General features: G+C 45.5%; 11 protein-coding genes. 7 read left to right on the top strand and 4 right to left on the bottom strand.

Annotated features, from left to right (window positions below; all coding sequences use genetic code 11):
• Positions 1-66: 66 nt before the first annotated feature.
• The 3 genes from K2Q13_RS00415 to prmB form a co-directional block, all read right to left on the bottom strand.
• The gene (locus K2Q13_RS00415) at positions 67-1,065 is read right to left on the bottom strand and encodes a sulfate ABC transporter substrate-binding protein (protein ID WP_292918671.1); all 999 of its coding nucleotides are present in this window, start codon (positions 1,063-1,065) and stop codon (positions 67-69) included.
• Positions 1,066-1,817: 752 nt separating this feature from the next.
• Positions 1,818-1,940, bottom strand: a complete 123-nt coding sequence (locus K2Q13_RS00410; protein ID WP_292918670.1) for a hypothetical protein — start codon at positions 1,938-1,940, stop codon at positions 1,818-1,820.
• 335 nt (positions 1,941-2,275) lie between these two features.
• Positions 2,276-3,175, bottom strand: a complete 900-nt coding sequence (gene prmB, locus K2Q13_RS00405; protein WP_292918669.1) for a 50S ribosomal protein L3 N(5)-glutamine methyltransferase — start codon at positions 3,173-3,175, stop codon at positions 2,276-2,278.
• 112 nt (positions 3,176-3,287) lie between these two features.
• Between prmB and tadA the strand changes: the two genes are divergently transcribed.
• Genes tadA through K2Q13_RS00385 form a run of 4 tightly spaced genes read left to right on the top strand, consistent with a single transcriptional unit; the run spans position 3,288 to position 8,846 of the window.
• Positions 3,288-3,779 (top strand): tRNA adenosine(34) deaminase TadA, encoded by a 492-nt coding sequence (gene tadA / locus K2Q13_RS00400; protein WP_292918928.1) that lies wholly within the window; start codon positions 3,288-3,290, stop codon positions 3,777-3,779.
• Positions 3,769-4,248, top strand: a complete 480-nt coding sequence (locus K2Q13_RS00395) for a L,D-transpeptidase (RefSeq protein WP_292918668.1) — start codon at positions 3,769-3,771, stop codon at positions 4,246-4,248. The genes tadA and K2Q13_RS00395 overlap by 11 nt, the downstream gene beginning before the upstream one ends.
• A gap of 57 nt (positions 4,249-4,305) precedes the next feature.
• On the top strand, positions 4,306-5,964 hold the full coding sequence (locus tag K2Q13_RS00390; protein ID WP_292918667.1) for a FecR domain-containing protein: 1,659 nt from the start codon (positions 4,306-4,308) through the stop codon (positions 5,962-5,964).
• Positions 5,961-8,846, top strand: coding sequence for an EAL domain-containing protein (locus K2Q13_RS00385; RefSeq protein WP_292918666.1), 2,886 nt, complete (start codon positions 5,961-5,963; stop codon positions 8,844-8,846). The genes K2Q13_RS00390 and K2Q13_RS00385 overlap by 4 nt, the downstream gene beginning before the upstream one ends.
• Positions 8,847-8,877: 31 nt before the next feature.
• On the opposite strand, the gene K2Q13_RS00380 is transcribed toward K2Q13_RS00385, so the two are convergent.
• Positions 8,878-9,852: a type I restriction endonuclease gene (locus K2Q13_RS00380; protein ID WP_292918927.1), complete on the bottom strand. Its 975-nt coding sequence runs from the start codon at positions 9,850-9,852 to the stop codon at positions 8,878-8,880.
• Between the two features lie 363 nt (positions 9,853-10,215).
• Here K2Q13_RS00380 and ilvA point away from each other — a divergent pair, with 363 nt between their 5' ends.
• The 3 genes from ilvA to K2Q13_RS00365 all read left to right on the top strand — a co-directional run bounded on the left by ilvA (position 10,216) and on the right by K2Q13_RS00365 (position 18,582).
• Complete coding sequence (gene ilvA / locus K2Q13_RS00375) at positions 10,216-11,727, top strand: threonine ammonia-lyase, biosynthetic (RefSeq protein ID WP_292918665.1); 1,512 nt, start codon at positions 10,216-10,218, stop codon at positions 11,725-11,727.
• Positions 11,728-11,825: 98 nt separating this feature from the next.
• The gene (locus tag K2Q13_RS00370) at positions 11,826-14,000 is read left to right on the top strand and encodes a methyl-accepting chemotaxis protein (RefSeq protein WP_292918664.1); all 2,175 of its coding nucleotides are present in this window, start codon (positions 11,826-11,828) and stop codon (positions 13,998-14,000) included.
• A 40-nt stretch (positions 14,001-14,040) separates the two neighbouring features.
• Positions 14,041-18,582 (top strand): Hpt domain-containing protein, encoded by a 4,542-nt coding sequence (locus tag K2Q13_RS00365; RefSeq protein WP_292918663.1) that lies wholly within the window; start codon positions 14,041-14,043, stop codon positions 18,580-18,582.
• Positions 18,583-18,618: the final 36 nt, after the last annotated feature.

The raw sequence follows: 18,618 nt of genomic DNA, 5'->3' as shown, positions 1-18,618 counted from the left end.
TTGATTTACTTGCTGCGTAACTTAATTGCACTTATTACTTGAATTCGACTCTGATTAGAATTGCTACTATTCCAAAAAGATTTGATCGAATGTTCCGCCATCGGAGAAGTGAGTATTGTGTGTGGTTTTCCAGTCGCCAAAGGCGTCATTGATATTGAATAATTCTATTTTGGGAAACTGCGCTGCGTATTTTTCAGCGACTTTAGCACTGGTAGGTCTGAAAAAATGCTTGGCTGCGATTTCTTGCCCCTCTTCTGAATAGAGATACTGGAGATAGGCTTCGGCAGCTTTTCGTGAACCTTTCTTATCGACAATTTTGTCAATTAATGCGACGGCTGGTTCAGCCAGGATACTTAGAGAAGGGATGACGATCTCAAATTTCCTTGTACCATATTCTTTAAGCACCTGAAACGCCTCATTTTCCCATGATATCAAAACATCTCCGGTTTCACGTTCTACGAACGAGGCAGTTGAGCCGCGGGCGCTAGAATCTAATACTGGAACATTCTTATAAATTTTGCTGACGAAATCTTTCGCTTTATCTTCGCCATAGTGCCGTTTGCCATATTCCCAAGCTGCCAGGTAGTTCCATTGCGCTCCACCGGATGTTTTTGGGTTTGGTGTAATGACCGATACGTCAGGATGTGCCAGATCTGCCCAGTCCTTAATTCCTTTGGGATTTCCTTTTCGTACCAAAAAAATGATGGTCGATGTATAGGGTGTGCTGTTATGACTTAGGCGTTTTTGCCAATCTTCCGGTAGTAATTGAGTTTTATTTGAGATTTCGTTGATATCATTGGCTAAAGCCAATGATACGACATCGGCTTCCAACCCTTCAATAACGGAGCGTGCTTGCTTGCCGGAACCGCCGTGAGATTGCTTGATTGTGATTGTTTCATCGGTTTCTGCTAGCCAGTGCCGTGCAAATGCCCGATTAAATTCTTGATATAACTCCCGTGTTGGGTCGTAAGAAACGTTGAGTAATATTTTTTCCGCCAATACGATATTGCTGATCAAGAAACCTACTGCCAAGAGGCTTATGGTTACCAAGGTTCTAATATTCATGATTGTTCCTTACATACAAATTACAAAAAATTTATAAGAAATTGATTCGAGATATTGAATGATAGTGCTGCTGATATCGGTTAAAAGTTAACTAGACGGAATGATTGCATAGCATGATACTACGCAGCTGTGGATAAGTCGATCAGGCTGGTATGGGTTTCCTTTCTATGGAGTGCTTTAAACGGCGACATATCATTGATAGTGGTGTGAGGTTAGCAGTAATATGAAAATAGTGAACTTGCAAGGCTGATAATATGCTGTGATCGAGAAAAAGGGGAGATTTTTTCATGCTACGTGTTCTACAAGATATTTTGCTTATGAAAGTGTTTTCTGGTTGATTTTATTGGCGCAAATTCACGGCTTTCTGACTTATCGGTTGCTTTATAGATGGTCGGTCAGGATACGTCAATTTATTGTGCCCGTGCCACGATAATTTATTTCTTGGCTTCATGCATAGTTCTTGCCGGCCCTGTTATTGGTCGGGTTACGTTAAACGCTTCTTTTTGCGTGTGTAATAAGTCGATATCCTTTCAACTAGACGAGAACGATGCTAGAGAACTCACAACAGTTATCCTTGGATAGAATGGAGCCTGGTGAAATTCCAGGACCCCATGGCTATCAAGATATCGTTCTTTAACGATTCTCTAATCAGAAAATAAAACTTAACAGCTTGTTATCACGCTAAGCTCTCTTGCTGCTACATCAATTTCAACGAGGTTATCGGTAAATCTCTAAAAGTCCATAGTAGTGATTTACTGAGAATCCCCTTGCTTATTGCCATCATAGAGGCTTGGTGGATATTGACCTGGCTTCGGATCACTGCATCCAACTAAGAAGAATGCAAAAATAGCAGCAATTAATAGTGAGTATTTCATGTCCATTATCTCCTATAAAATTAAATACCTATGATATATGAGTTAAGTGAAACAACTCTTTGGCCATTCAAAAAAACGAGAAAGACCGTCTTCTTGATACCAGAATCAAGTAATCTTGTCCAGTAAAAAATACAGAAATTTCTCCTAAACGAGCGTAAGTTCCGAATTGTCATTCAAAATGCAAGAGAAACTATGCGTTTTATTTGCCTTTAAGACCAATCGCTTGGAATTTTATCCCTATCGAGGAAACCAGTTATGTCGGGGACTTTGCAAGTTAAATGCTAGCTCTATCGTTGTTGCTTGCGTGCTGAGAAAATTTGATTGTAAGGACTTGATTACGCAAGAGGCAACTGGTCACGCTGTAACAAAAACACAAATTCATCTCCAGCACTGGTTTCTAGCCAGGTAAAAGGTAATTTCGGATAGGCCTGTTCCAGTGCTGCGTGATTATGCCCGATTTCAACTACCAGAATTCCATCGTCAGTTAAATGCTTGGCGGCCTGTTGTAGGATTTGGCGCGTCGCATCCAGTCCGTCCATACCGCTTGCCAGCGCATTTTCTGGTTCATGCCGGTATTCCAGGGGTAATTGCGCCATTGATTTAGCGTTGACATAGGGCGGATTGCTGATAATCAGATCGTAGCGCTTTTTCTGTAACGCTGAGAACAGATTGGATTCAATCAGATCAACTCGTTCTTCCAGCCCGTAATCCTGTGTATTTTTGTGCGCTACAGCAAGCGCCTGAACGGAAATGTCGGCGGCATCAATCGTGGCGTTGGGGAAGCTATGCGCCATCAAAATGGCGAGACAGCCGGAGCCGGTGCAGAGATCGAGTGCTGTGGTTACGACATCCGGGTCGATGATCCACGGGGATAGCTGCGTCTGTAGTAATTCGGCAATGAAGGAGCGCGGAATGATTACACGCTCATCGACATAAAAGCTGTATTCCCCGAGCCAGGCTTCATGCATCAGATAAGCCGCGGGAATTCTATCTTTAACGCGGCGTTCAATTATTTTCAGTACGTGTTCGCATTCGTCCGTTGTGACGCGCGCGTCCAGAAATGAATCCAGTTGGTCTAGTGGTAAATATAAGCTTTTCAGAATAAGATACGCCGCTTCATCATACGCATTCGCCGATCCATGACCAAAATACAAGCCGGCCTTGTTGAATTGACTGACCGCGAAACGTAGCAGATCGCGGAGGGTGTGCAGTTGCGATTGAACTTGGGTAATCATGAGTATTAAATTAACTGAGAAGCTGAAGTGACTGGTTTTATTGATACGAAACCGAAATGTAGCATAAAAACCGCGATGTGAAGGAATCACACTTGTTAATTATTTTGAATGCATCACATTGAATACTGACACAGACAATTATTTCATGCGGGTTGCTTTGGAACTGGCGCAACAAGCACAAGAGTTCGGTGAAGTTCCGGTTGGTGCTGTAGTGGTGCGGCGCGATGCCATTGTCGGACGTGGCTCCAATCGTCCGATTTCTGCTGCCGATCCTACTGCACATGCCGAAATCATTGCAATGCGTGATGCTGCCAATTGGATGGCTAATTACCGTTTGCCGGACTGTACGCTATATGTCACTTTGGAACCTTGTGTAATGTGCATCGGTGCGATTTTTCACGCGCGTATTCAACGCCTGGTCTACGCTGCAGCGGATCCCAAAACCGGTGCCTGTGGCAGTGTTATAGACTTGCCTGCGGAAGCGCGATTGAATCATCACTTGTTGGTTGACACAGGAATCATGGCACCTGAAGCTGGCGCATTGTTAAAGCAGTTTTTTGCACAAAGGCGCAATGCAACGAAACGGAACAAACATGAAAATTAATATCTATATCGCTACCCAGCAAATGGATGTAATCGATGAACAGGGAGAAATCGTCCGGCAATATCTCATTTCTTCGGCAAAGAACGGTACGGGCCAGAAAAATGGCAGCTTCTGCACACCGCTGGGGAAACATATCATTCGCGCTAAAATTGGCACTGGCCAACCCGTCAATACGGTTTTTATCAAGCGGCGTCCTACCGGTGAAATTTATTCATCGAAACTGGCTGCACAATTTCCTAAGCGCGATTGGATTTTGACACGTATTTTATGGTTATCCGGCTGCGAGCCGGGTTTAAACCGCCTGGGTTCGGTGGATACCATGCGTCGTTATATCTACATACATGGTACGCCGGATAGCGTGGCGATGGGTAAGCCCGGATCCATCGGATGCATCCGTATGCGCAATAGCGATTTGGTGGAATTGTTTGATCTGGTGGGCGCAGGAACACAGGTAGAGATAATTGCATAGAAAATAAATTGATTTTCCCATAACATTCGGAATAAGCTATTGCAATTGGGAGGGAAAATGGAGTCGCTATTAATCCTTAAAAGCTTCAGATTGGCTCACTGCATGTTTTTATTAGTCAGTTTGCTTTTATTTTCCACTCGGGTGGTCGCGGATGAATGGATTTATACCGTAAACGCAGGAGACAATCTCTGGAGTATTTCCGAGCAGCACTTGATCAGTACACAGTATGTAACTCGCTTGCAGCAGCTCAATAAAATATCCGATGCCTATACCATTCCTCCCGGCACCAAAATCAGAGTACCCGTTGCATGGTCAAAAACACAAACTAGCGGAGTTTATGCTCAAGTGGTTCATGTGCGCGGCAGTGTACTGATAAAACGTAAAAATGCTGCAGAGTTTCCCGCTGAAACAGGAATGAAGTTAAATACAGGCGATGAAGTGCGCAGCGAAAATGACTCTTTTGTCACGCTCAAGTTCTTCGATAATTCGCGACTTCGATTACAAGAAAATAGCCAGATACGTATCGATGAAATGAAGGTATTGGGTGATTATGGAGCGGTGGATACGCTCATCGAATTGCAGCAGGGTCGAACCGAGAATGCCGTACCACAAAAATCAGGGACCGGTACCCGCTTTAGAATTAAAACGCCTTCTGCCGTCAGTTCCGTGCGAGGCACTGATTTTCGCGTCGGAACAACAACCAAGGGTGAACATACGAGCAGTGAAGTGTTATCCGGTTTGGTGCAGGTCGAAGGTGGAGAAAAGGAAATTGCCGTTTCGGCGGGTTTTGGAACCATCACAGCGCTTGGTGCTCCACCAGTCGCACCGGTAAAATTGCTGCCAGCGCCGGATTTGAGCAATACCCCTGTGCTTTATGAGCACTTACCTTTGGTGATTACATTGAATCCGCTTGCGGGAGCAGCGACTTATCGCGCTCAAATTGCTAATGATCAAAATTTCCAGAATTTATGGACTGAGTTTACTACAGACAAATTACCTTTTCGTGATGGTGATATTCCAGATGGTAATTACTGGCTAAGAGTTCGGGGCATCGATGCTGCCGGTATTGAGGGACATGACGCCACAATAGCTTTCACGCTCAATGCTCGCCCCGAACCCCCTTTTATCATTGCGCCATTACCTGATGGCGTGGTTGACCCAATCAAGCGCGAATTCCAATGGTCGATTCAGCCGGAAGCGGCGTATTACCGTGTGATGATTAGTCAGGACTCCGGATTTACAACAACTACGATGGATAATGCCGAGGTTACGAACAACACCTTCCTGTTGACGGATCCCTTGCCGCCGGGCCATTATTTCTGGCGTATTGCATCAGTTTCCGCGACTGAAGGTGCCGGGCCGTTTACAGATGCCATGTCATTTCGGCTGCCCTTTCCAGGACCAACCATGGAAGAAGCAAAGTTCGATAAAACGCAGATGACATTTGCATGGCGAGCCGGTGGCGATGATCAAAGTTTTCATTTCCAGTTAGCGCGCGACGAGACATTTAATCAAATTTTATACGATGAGAAAACCTCAGCAACCCAATTGACAGTTACACGGCCTGACGGAGGTCAGTACTTCTTGCGCACGAAAACGATCGAAGCCGATGGTTTTGAAGGGCCTTGGGGGCCGCCACAAAAGATCGATATCCCTTACGCTAATCCCTATTGGTTGTTGTTACCATTTGCACCGCTGATTGATCTTCTTTTATGATCCAGTGGGTAGGCCGAGCATTCCGCAACACATTTGTTTTGCGTGCGATCCTGCTAATAGTAAGTGTGGGGTTGTTGTCCTTTTTTGCAGTACTGGAACGCATTGACGCTGTTATATACGATCAAATTTCCACCATACAACATTATCCACCCGATGATGATATTGTTATTGTCGCAATTGATGAAGAAAGTATAAAGACGCTAGGGCGTTGGCCTTGGTCAAGAAGTGTGCATGCCGAATTAATCAGGCGATTAGAAAGTATTGGCAACCACGCAGTTGCGTTTGATCTGATATTCTCAGAACCACAAACCAACGACCCTGAGGCGGATCATTCCCTGGCAGCGGCTATTGCATCTCATGGCATGGTCATTCTCCCCGTTGCTCCGGTTGCTGATGAAAATAGAGATTATGTTTATCTGGTCGAACCACTTCCTATCTACCGTCAGCATGCGAAGCTAGGTCACGTTGATATCGAGCTGGATAGCGATGGTATAGCCCGGCGGGTTTTTTTAACGGCCGGCATCGAAGAACCCAGATGGTCTGCATTTGCGCTTGTGTTAGCTGCGTTGACTCACCAAAACACAACAAATTCGATTAATAGCTTTTCTGATGACAATATCAAATTCTGGGGGCGTTGGGTGCGTTCGCATGAGGTGTTGATTCCTTATGCCGGTAAATCCGGAAGTTTCCAGCAAGTATCGTACGGTCAGGTATTGTCGAATGACCAAATTTTAGCCAGTCTAAGGAACAAATTTATCCTCGTTGGAATGACAGCAACCGGAATCGGAACCCGATTTGCCACGCCTGTTTCTCCGATTAACCGGCAGCCGATGAGCGGTGTTGAATGGCATGCCAATGTTCTTTCCATGCTACTTCATAACCGCGCGATACTTCCAATTTCTCATTATTCAATGAGTTTGATTTCTGCGACTTGGGTATTCGCTATTTTATTTTTATTCAGTATTTTTCAGCGAAACATCACAATGCCCTTACTTCTTGTATTAATAGGTTGTGGCTTGTGTGCTATATGGATCATCTTGCGATTTCTGCATATCTGGCTTCCACCCGGCGCCGCACTGATTGGAACGATGGCGATTTATCCTCTACTGAATTGGCAACGCATTAATGAATTCATGCAATCACTCTTTGTTGCTAAAGCAGGCTCAAATGCAGCTTTGGAATCTGTAGGCGATGGCGTTATAACGACCGATACGCATAATCACATTATTTATATGAACAAAGGCGCTGAGCGTATCCTTGACGTAACTCTCAATCAAGCTCAAGGAGTCTCGTTACTCAAACTTGTGCATCTTAGTAAGATTCAAGATAGGACTGCTTTTACTGGGTTAATAGACTCAGAAATACCGATACCTGTATCCAGCATTGGCACTATCCAGTGTTATCTGAGAACCGCTGGTAGCGAGAAGCGCGCTGTACGGATTACGCGCCATATGCTGCGTGATGAACATGAAGCGTTGATGGGATTTGTATTTGCGCTTGCTGATATCACCGATACCATTGAACTGACAAAGCAAGTTGAATATCAAGCAAGTTACGATACATTAACCAACTTACCAAACCGGGCATTGCTGCTAAAGCGATTTGAAGCAATGACATCATTACCGCAAAAATACGGAAAAATTATTGCTGTATTTTTTGTTAGTTTAGATAATTTTAAAAAAATTAACGATGCATTAGGTCACCGCGCAGGTGACGAGCTGCTGAAAATGGTATCACAGCGACTCAGTAAGATAATTTCAAATGCTAATTTTTTAGCACGCTGGGGAGGTGATGAATTTGTTGTTCTATTTAATGATTTGCATGATAAAGATATTGCTGCGCAAAGAGCTCAAGAAGCTTTAGATTTAATCGAGCATCAATTTTTTCTGCATGGCCAGGAAGTTTTTGTGACAGTTAGCATTGGTATTAGTTTTTTCTCTGAAGATGGGAAAGGCAATGAGATTGTTTTAGAACGAGCAAGTACCGCTATGCATCGCATAAAAAATGAAGGTGGTAATAGTTTCGGATTTTATTCAACTGAGTCCTCTGTCGCTTGGACGCGCGATAGGCTTAAATTTGAGAAAGAATTACGCATTGCTTTAAATGAGGGTCATTTACAAGTGCTATACCAACCTATTGTTGATGTCCATCAACAAAGCATCGTGCGCATGGAAGCGTTGGTTCGTTGGCCTCATCCGACACGAGGATACTTATCACCAAGCGAATTTATTCCATTGGCAGAAAGCGTTGGACTAATGGAACAGCTAGGGAGAGAAGTGTTAAAAACCGCATGCGTTGCAGCACATAGACTTATTCAGAGCAGTAAGCCTATTCACGTATCAGTCAATGTGCATCCGCGTCAATTGCTGAATGAAAATTTCTTGCCCACACTTTCTCGGGTTTTAACTGAAACCAGGCTACCGGCGACTTCACTCACTCTCGAAATTACCGAGAGTGCTGTCGTAAGCGATATGGCACGAGCCGCGGTGATATTGCAGCAAATTAAAGGACTTGGTGCCCTCATTGCGCTTGATGATTTTGGTACCGGTTATTCCTCACTTACATTATTGCGTGAATTACCGATCGATATTCTGAAAATCGATAAGTCTTTTATCCGCGCACTGGATCAAAATCTCAATGATTTAACTATTACGCAAGCGATTATCGGATTAGGAGCTAATTTAGGACTTACGATCATCGCCGAAGGCGTTGAATCCGAGCGGCAAGCTCGGATTCTCCTGGAAAATCACTGTCACTTACAGCAGGGGTACTTTTTTAGCCGTCCAATACCTTATGAATCAATTCTACAACTAGTAAATGAAGCAGACTTCTCAAGCCTAGTCTCGATTAAGCAATTATGTGCTATTGTGAGTTTGAAATAATATTATTCACATCACTGATAGCCTATGATTTTTACTCGCCTACACTTACCTGTAGATCTTTGCCATATTTTAAATGAGCGACATCACAGGCCATTTCAATAATTCGCTTGATTGTTGCGCGACTATGATTGGTACTGAGCCACCAGCCGGAAGTCAATTGCATGGAGTGATCGCGAACTAAGTCTGGACGACCAGGATAAAGGTCGTTCGGGTTTTTTGCGAGATAGCGACGAGTGCGCCCATGCTGTGGTAGTGCGGCAAAACGCTCAAGGATTGTTGCATCGCGCTCGTGAAGTGCTTCAAAGACTCCTTCCAGAACTTCGCGAGCGCTACGTGTCGTATATTGTCTGCCTTCAATTACAAAGCCTATTGAGGGAAATTTGTGAGTTGAGGAAATGCGCGCTGAATCTGATGCAGCAACAGATTTCGCAGTTGGTGAACGTGAAGATTGTTTCAGGATGGTTGTTGGAGTGGATTTAAACACAACGTTCTCTTTGAGAAATCTGGCAACAGTATCAGGATCTGGTTTATAGCCACAAAGACTCTCAACGCGATCGGCTACTAGCTCGAGCAGGAGTTCGTCTTCTTCTTCCAACAATCGTGTCAATGCTTTGGGTAAAGTCGACTTCATCAGTCTGTCGCGTGAAACATTGCGGTAGTCTTCACGTTCGGCATCAATTGCGGCGCCAGAGACAATCGCATCGTACTTGAGATAGCGGATTAGTCGTGCCATGCACTCGGAAATATCTCGTTCTACAATGTCGAGCTTGTATACTCTACGCTCGCCGTAATCACCTTGCTCTCCGGGTAGGAAGAAATTCCATTCCTGCCCGTCAGTAAGGATGGCCAACGGCACACCAATGTGAAACGCATACTCAAATAATTGCCTTTCCGTACCTTCGCTTTGGCCAATTTGCTTTACCTCCACGAAGGCAATTGGCTTACCTGGTGGATGACACAGCGCATAGTCAACACGTCGACCTTCTAAAGAATACTCAGGGCATATAACCTGCGTGTCGTAGGCTGGCCATGAAAGTGCATGCAGTAAGCGCAGAACTATACCTTGAGAGACGGAGGTTTCATTTATGAAACGTCCGGCTTTGATACCAAGTCGGATTTCTTCAATGTCTTTTCCAGGCTCATTCGATCACTTTCCCAATAGATAAAGCAGTCTTTGTTAATTTAATTTTCCGAGATGATGCGATATATTGCATTAGAAAGCATATCAATCCGTGTAATGCACATAATATCTTCTTCATTTTTATTCAGTATCCCATAACCGCAAGAAAGCTCATGCTATCCTTGATCGTGCTAAAATCCCCTTCTGGTTCCGGATTACAATAGCGCTCGAATTTATCCACTTCTCGTTATGAAAAACAATTACCTTGAAAGAATACTGACCGCACAGGTTTATGATGTGGCGATTGAGAGTCCGCTGGAACTTGTCGCCAATTTATCCGCGCGGATCCATAATCAGGTTTTGTTGAAAAGGGAAGATTTACAGCAGGTTTTTTCTTTTAAGTTGCGCGGCGCCTATAACAAGATGATCAAGCTGCCGCCTGCAGTGCGTAATCGCGGCGTGATTGCCGCTTCTGCGGGTAATCATGCGCAAGGGGTAGCATTGGCTGCCAAGAAACTCAAGTGTTCCGCAACCATCGTGATGCCAGAAACGACGCCGCAAATCAAGGTGCATGCGGTCATGGCGTTGGGTGCTACGGTGACATTGCATGGCGATTCATATAACGATGCGTATGAGCACGCGATACAACTAGCGAAGGAAGAACAGGCTACATTTGTGCATCCTTATGATGACCCGGATGTCATTGCCGGACAGGGAACGATCGGCATGGAAATTCTGCGCCAGCATACCGGCACGATTCATGCTATTTTTGTGCCGATTGGTGGGGGCGGTTTGATCGCCGGAATTGCCGCGTATGTGAAACGGTTGTATCCGAAAGTCAAGATCATCGGTGTTGAGCCAGTAGATGCCGATGCCATGTACCGCTCGCTGCAGAGTGGTCGTCGTGTTAAATTGGCACAGGTGGGGTTGTTTGCGGATGGGGTGGCGGTGCGGCATGTGGGCAAGGAAACCTTTCGTTTATGTCGCGAATTGGTCGATGAAGTGATGTTGGTTGATACTGATTCCATCTGTGCGGCGATCAAAGATGTATTTGAAGATACGCGCACGATTATGGAACCATCCGGCGCGCTTTCGATTGCCGGAATCAAGGCGTATGTCGCGCGTGAAAAAATCATGCACAAGACACTGGTTGCAATCGCATCTGGAGCCAATATGAATTTTGACCGTCTGAGGCATATTTCCGAACGCGCGGAAATTGGTGAGCAACGTGAAGCAGTGATATCAGTGACGATTCCGGAACAACCTGGCAGTTTCAAAAAATTCTGTAATTTGCTTGGTGCCAAAAGCATTACCGAATTTAATTACCGTTATGCGGATCCGAAAGTGGCGCATATTTTTGTTGGCGTATCGGTACGCAATCAGGAGGAAACTCAAAAACTGATCAGCGAATTGAAGCAAAGCGGTCTGGCGACCGAAGACTTGAGCAGCAATGAAATGGCCAAACTGCATATCCGACATTTGGTCGGCGGGCGGGCACGCGATGTGAAAAACGAGATTTTGTATCGTTTTGAATTTCCCGATCGCCCAGGTGCGCTGATGAATTTCCTGAACAGCATGAGCCATAACTGGAACATCAGTTTATTCCACTATCGTAATCATGGCGCCGACTATGGCCGCGTGTTGATCGGCATCCAAGTACCCCCTACAGAAAAATCCGATTTCAACGCTTTCCTGGATCAATTGGGTTATCGTTATTGGGACGAAACCAAGAATCCGGCGTATAAATTATTCCTCGCATAATCGATCCACAATCTCACATCTAAAAGACCTTGTTTTCCAGGTCTTATTCTGTTTTTGATCACACACTCCTAAGGTTAAGCTAGCAGCTGACATCGGTTATGTCGGATGATTTTGCCTTCAATGTGCCTGAATATTCAGGCAAGCTGAACTTAAAGCTGGAGAAAACAATGGAAAACAATTTTTCTAAATTTGGATTAACAACCAGTCTGGTTGCGATAGGAAAGAAGCTGCCGGTTATTGTGCTGCCAGCGAAAAAAAATGTTTCGAAAAAAACCACCTTGCTCAACCATAGTTGGATTCTGGGTGGCATCGTGATGTTTTTCACTGCGCTGCTGCTGAGTACACTGATTTTCAGTGTACAGCAAGCCAGAAACAATGCGCTACAACCAGAACTTGTTTCACAGTTACAGTTGCAGCATTTGCGTGTATCCAATGCTGCCCAGCAAATAATCACCGGCAATGTATCAGCTTTTACACCATTGCAAGATGGCCAGAATCAACTGAATCGCTATATTATGCTGTTATTGCAAGGTGGTTTGTATCATGGCAAGGCCATCTCCGCCGTTGATGACGCATCGTCGCAGAGTTTGGATGCCTATCTTAAAAACTGGCAAATTGAGGAAGGAAATATCCATCTGATTTTGAGTCAGCAAGAATCGTTGTTGCAACTCATTAGCAGTATCAAGGCGATCCATATTGCACATAGTCAACTGAATAGGCGCAGTGAAGAATTAATCAGCCGTATGGTACAAATTGGCAATCTGTCGAATGAAGTTCGTACGGTGGAAGTCATAAGAATGCATGCACGCAACGTCGCGAGAAATGTAAAAACGCTACTGCCAATCGAATTGCCATTGGCAGAAATTACTGCGCAATTGACACAGGATCACGCACATATTTCGGCGATTACGCACGCGTTAAGTCAAGGCGATAACGGTTTGGGCGTAGCTTCAAGTCGGGATGAATTGATTCAGGATCTGCTTTCGCATGTTTATGCATTGGTGAGAAGGCTCGACGATCACCTGCATGTGATACAGAAAGAGATTTCTGCAGCAGCAACGGTGCAGTCGGCTATTGATGATATGGTAAGCAAGAGTGATGTAATGCTGAATATCTCGCGTGAGCTGAGCAATCAGATTCAGGAGCAAGCCTCGTACACGATATCGCGGCTAAATAGACTGATGATGATGCTCGGTACTTGTGTGTTGCTTGCGTTGATTTTTTTTATCCGGACAGTGCTTCAGAATGCGCGCTATCAAGATTTAGCCAGCCGCAACGAAGTGGCTAAAACACAAAAAGCCATTGTGACTTTGCTGGATAACATGAAAAGAATTGCCGACGGCGACTTAACGGTTCGCACCGATATCACTAACCGCACAACCGGTGCTATTGCTGATGCCATCAATTGTACGATTGAGGAATTGCATGCCCTGGTGGAGCAGGTTAATCAGGCCAGCGCATTAGTGGTGAGAGCATCCAATCAGGCGCAACAAGTTTCATCCGGGTTATTAACCGCAGCGCAACATCAAACGGCAAAAATCGAACAGACAACGATTGCGGTTTTAGGCATGACCGAATCAATCAGCGAAATATCGGATATGGCGATGGAATCCGCAAGAGTGGCGAAACAATCGTTGGCTACGGCGGAAAAAGGCACATCGGCGGTGCGTGAATCGATTACCGGGATGAATGAGATTCGTACCTATATTCAGGATACCTCGAAGCGGATTAAGCGCCTAGGTGAAAGTTCACAGGAAATTGGCGATATTGTCGCATTGATTACTGATATCACCGATCAAACCAATGTTCTGGCTTTGAATGCGGCACTGCAAGCTACTGCCGCCGGTGAGGCGGGACATGGTTTTACTGTGATCGCGCAGGAAGTGCAGCGCCTTGCTGAGCGGTCAACGGAGGCCAGCAAACAAATTAGCGAATTGATCGTTACGATTCAAGGTGACACCCAGGACGCTATCGCCGCGATGGAGCGCAGCACACTGGGTGTGGCAAAAGGCGCAAAGCGCTCCGATGCGGCCGGAAGGGCCTTGGAGGAGATCGAACAAGTATCCAAGCAGCTCGCTCAATTAGTATCGAATATTTTTGATGTGACTAATACGCAAACACGAGCCGCGCACAAGGTGGTTGCTAATATGGAAGAAATTCTTCATATTACCCGACAGAATACCCAAGGAACCCTGAAAACCACCGGATCGATTAAACAGATTACCGGATTTGCATCCGAGCTGAAAGCATCGGTGTCTAATTTCAAGGTGTGAGGGTATTTTCGGTCCCACTATGAACTGATGGTACGGAAAAATGAGCGCTCAACCTAAACTTAACATTTCGGCAATTATCGGCATTAAGGATGGAATTTATCAGGTATTTGCATTGATAGATCAGAATCTGGAGGTGTATAGCCAGCATCCCGATAATGACAAGCTGATCAAAGACTGTCGGAATTATATCCATCAGCTGGATGGTTTGTTGGAGATGCTAAATCTGACGAGTATCACCACCGTTACCGAGAAAATGGAGCAAGTGGTTGATGCGCTGATTTATAAAAAAATTGAACTGAGTCCGCCGGTTATTGATGCACTGAAACAATCCACCAAAGCTTTATTGTTCTATCTCAACGAACTTATCGATGGTGCCGCAGAAAACGCGTTGCGATTGTTCCCAGTTTATCGCTCGTTAATGCAAGTGTATGGTTTCGAGAATGCACCCGAAAGTGATTTGTTTTTCCCGCGCTTAACCGTAGATCCAGTGCTAAAAGACCCAGCTGCGCATATTGATGCCATATCCGCCAAAACTTTGGCCAAGCAGTTGGGTGCTGAATATCAAGCCGGTTTGCTGAAGTGGTTGCGTGATCCTTCGAATCAACAGGGATTGCAACAAATGGCAGCAGCCGTGAATCAGATCGAGGCATTTCCAGGAACGGCAGAACAACGTGTTTTTTGGTGGGTGACGGCTGGTTTCTTAGAAGACTTGCTGTATTTGGATGACAGTCAAATTGACCTCATGATCCGGAGGTTGTGCGGAAAGATCGAGCAAGCGATTCGTCATCTGGCTGCTGGAACACTGGGTAACACTGCGGTGTTAATGCGTGAATTGCTGTATCACCTTATTCATAGTGAATCGACCGGGCAGCGTATTGATGATATCAAGCGCAGCTTTGCTTGGCCAAGCCTATCAGCTACCGATGCGCTGACATTTGAGCAGTCGGAATTTCTAAATCCATTATTGGAAAGATTGCGTGGTACGTTGATGCAAACCAATGATATTTGGCGGGAGTTTTGTGCGGGGCATCAAGAGAGTTTAGTTGCGTTGTCAGAGTATATTGATTGGCTCTTGCACCAAGCGCAGCAAACGGAGTGTGCGCCGTTAATCAAGCTGATTGATGCAATGAGTGATACCGCCGCATATTTGCATGCACAGCCGCAAGATATGGACGAGGAATTGGCCATGGAAATGGCTACTGCTTTATTGATGATTGAGAGCATCCTCGATGATTTTTACAAGTTGTCGCCAGAACTGCCACGCCAGATCGATATTCTGGTTTTGCGTTTGCATGGCGTTACTGCCGGTGATGTCAACATTAACGAATTACCTGCTGTTCCTTTTTTTGATGCGTCAGAAAATAGCACGCAGGACAAAGATTTACTGGCGCAAGTTGCGCAAGAAATGCTGACCAATCTTGCGCAAATCGAGAGTATTCTGGATAAATTCTTTTTTGAGCCAAGCGAACGATCCGGACTAGTTTTGCTTTCAAGCTTATTCAAGCAAATTGCAGGTGCTTTGGTTATGCTGGAATTGGAGCGTGCTCAAACGTTATTGAGGCTTTGTCAGAATTTGGTTGAAAAACTGTTGCAGCCAGATTATGAAATCGTTGAGTCAGAACAGATTTTGCTTGTGGATGGATTAAGTAGCTTGGGTTTCTTTATTGAAGCGCTCAGAAGTGGGCAATCCGATAGTATCCAGATTGTCGAGGAAGCACTTGCATTATTCCAAATGGTGGCAATGCGCCGCACTAGAGCATCGCAATCGACACCAGCAATACAAGTTTCGCCTGTCACCGAAGCGCAATTGGAAACAGTGTGCAGCGAAGTGGCAAGCACAGATGTTGACTCGGAGTTGCTCGAAATTTTCCTTGAAGAAGCGAATCAGCTGTTGGCAGAACTCGGTAATGATCTGCAGAAGTGCCGCATTGGTGCTTACGATCATGATGCGCTTACCAGTTTGCAACGTGGGTTTCATACACTTAAAGGCAGCGGCCGCATGGTCAAGCTGGAGGAAATGAGTGATGTCGCGTGGAATCTGGAGCAAGTGCTGAATCATTGGTTGAATGAGAAAATACCGATTAGCGATCAATTAGTAGACTTGATTACCCGTGCGCGCCAGGCTTATGCCGGATGGTGCAGAGATTTGCGCGAACAGGGCACTACCCATGTTGATGCCAAAGAATTATTACTGACAGCAAAAGAATTGCTGGTTCAAAGAGCTGAAGCTGAGGTCATTGGTTTTGCAGCCAATACCGATGAACCCGCAGTGAAACCCGAAGAGTTGGCGGCATTGCCGGAGTCATCATTGCTCTCCACGTCAGCTGAATCTGTGCCGCTTCTCGATGCCGTCGAGCAGATCAACCCGGAACTGCTGCAAGCATTTCTTGAAGAGACTTATGACATCATTCCGCAAATCGGCAGCAAATTACGAGCTTGGCGCATGTTGCCGAGGGATGACGACATTCACCGTGCGATGTTACGGTTATTGCATACCCTGAAGGGCAGTGCCCGCATGACGGGAGCTGTAGTGCTGGGCGACTTGATTCATGCTATGGAAAGCCATGTCGAAACGGCTTTCCATGAGCATGATATGTCGGATTCTGCGTTGGATCAGCTAGAAAGTGAATTTGACATCATCAGTAGCCAGATTGAACAGCTGCAAAGTATTGGCACCCCAGGGGTCTCGGAGCAAGTTAATATCAATAGTGCAGTGGATACATCAGCACAAAATCAGGCTTTGCCTGAGAAAGCTGAGCTACTTCAATCCAAGGCCATTTTACGCATCAATTCTGAGCTTATTGATCGACTGATGAATGATTCCGGTGAAGCCAGTATTCTACGATCTAAAGTTGAAGCGCAACTCAACAGTTTTAAACAGTCTTTGCAGGATCTTGCCGAAAGTACACACCGCTTACACGATCAGATGCGCGAAGTGGAAATTCAGGCGGAAACTCAAATGCAATCGCACCTTGCGCAACAACATGAAAGCGAACACACGTTTGATCCGCTCGAATTCGATCGCTTCTCCCGTTTTCAGGAATTGACGCGACTAATGGCGGAGAGTGTTGATGACATAATCACCGTGCAAAAAAGCTTGCGTACCACACATCATGTTGCTGAAGAATCCGTTGCACAGCAATCCGTTATCAACCGCCAGCTGCAGCAATCCTTGCTGCAGATTCGTACCATACCGTTTAGCAATTATGCCGAGCGTTATTACCGCATTGCCAGGCAAGTGGCCGAAGATATGGGAAAAGAAGTAGATCTGGAAATCTTCGGCGCGGAAGTTGAGATTGACCGCAATGTGTTAGAGAAAATTAACCCCCCGCTCGAGCACCTGCTACGTAATGCCATCGCACATGGCATCGAAGAACCGAAGCAGAGACAACAGGCAGGCAAGCCCGATGCCGGGAAAATAACCCTGCAATTGCGTCAAGAAGGCAATGAGGTGATCATCACGCTCAGTGACGATGGCCGTGGCCTGAATCTTCCGCGTATCCGGGAGGAAGCGCAGCGGCTTGGATTGGTTCAGGAGAAGGAAGCTATTGACGGCGATACCACCATGTCATTGATTTTCGCGCAAGGTTTGTCAACCTCCGATTCCATCACCGGAATTTCCGGTCGCGGCATTGGGCTGGATATCGTCCAGAATGAAATTTTGATGCTGAACGGCCGTATCAGCGTCGATTTCGTTCCTTATCAAGGCACAAGCTTCACGATCTATCTGCCGCTTACGCTGTCCGTGGCACAGACATTCATGATCCGCGCCGGAAAACAAATCTATGCGATTCCGGCTTTCATTGTGGAGCATCATCGGGAATTTGATCACGATGAATTAAAGAAAACCTATCAGGAACATTGTGTTGAATTTAACGGAAAGAAATATCCATTTTCCCATCTATCGCATTTATTAGGCGAAACCGATCATAGTCCGGAGATTGCTCAGCACAACCCAGTATTATTTCTGCATAGCGGCACCCAATATCTGGCAATCCACGCTGATGAATTTCTAGGCGATACCGAAGTGGTGATCAAAAGTACCGGCTCACAGCTCGCTCAAGCGCCAGGTATCGAAGGTGCCACCATCACCGGTGATGGTGAAATTATTCTGATCCTGAATCCAGTCAAATTGATGCAACGCAGCGATGTGCAAAAGACGCTCAGCACTCCGGTACCTGAATTAACTCCCGCCATACACAAAAAATCAGTCAAATCGCCTACTATCATGGTAGTGGACGATTCACTGACTGTACGCAAAGTAACCTGCCGTCTTTTGGAACGTGAAGGTTGCGACGTGGTGATTGCGAAAAACGGTGTCGAAGCGATCGAAAGTCTTCAGGAAATCATCCCTGACGTCATGCTGATTGATCTGGAAATGCCTAAAATGAACGGTTTTGAATTGATCGAAAAGGTGCGCTCGAACCCGGAAACAGCGCATATCCCAATGATCATCATCTCCTCACGAACCGCTGAGAAACATCGTAAGATTGCCAAGGATTTAGGCGTTCATATATTTCTTGGCAAGCCTTACAAAGAAGAAGAATTGTTAAATCATTTGTCGGGATTTTTCAAAAAATAACCCAAGATTTATTGGTGGTGCCACCGACTAATCTGG

Origin of the sequence: Nitrosomonas sp., assembly GCF_019752095.1 — a bacterium.
GTDB lineage: Bacteria > Pseudomonadota > Gammaproteobacteria > Burkholderiales > Nitrosomonadaceae > Nitrosomonas.
This window is presented reverse-complemented; position numbering and strand designations above follow the sequence as displayed.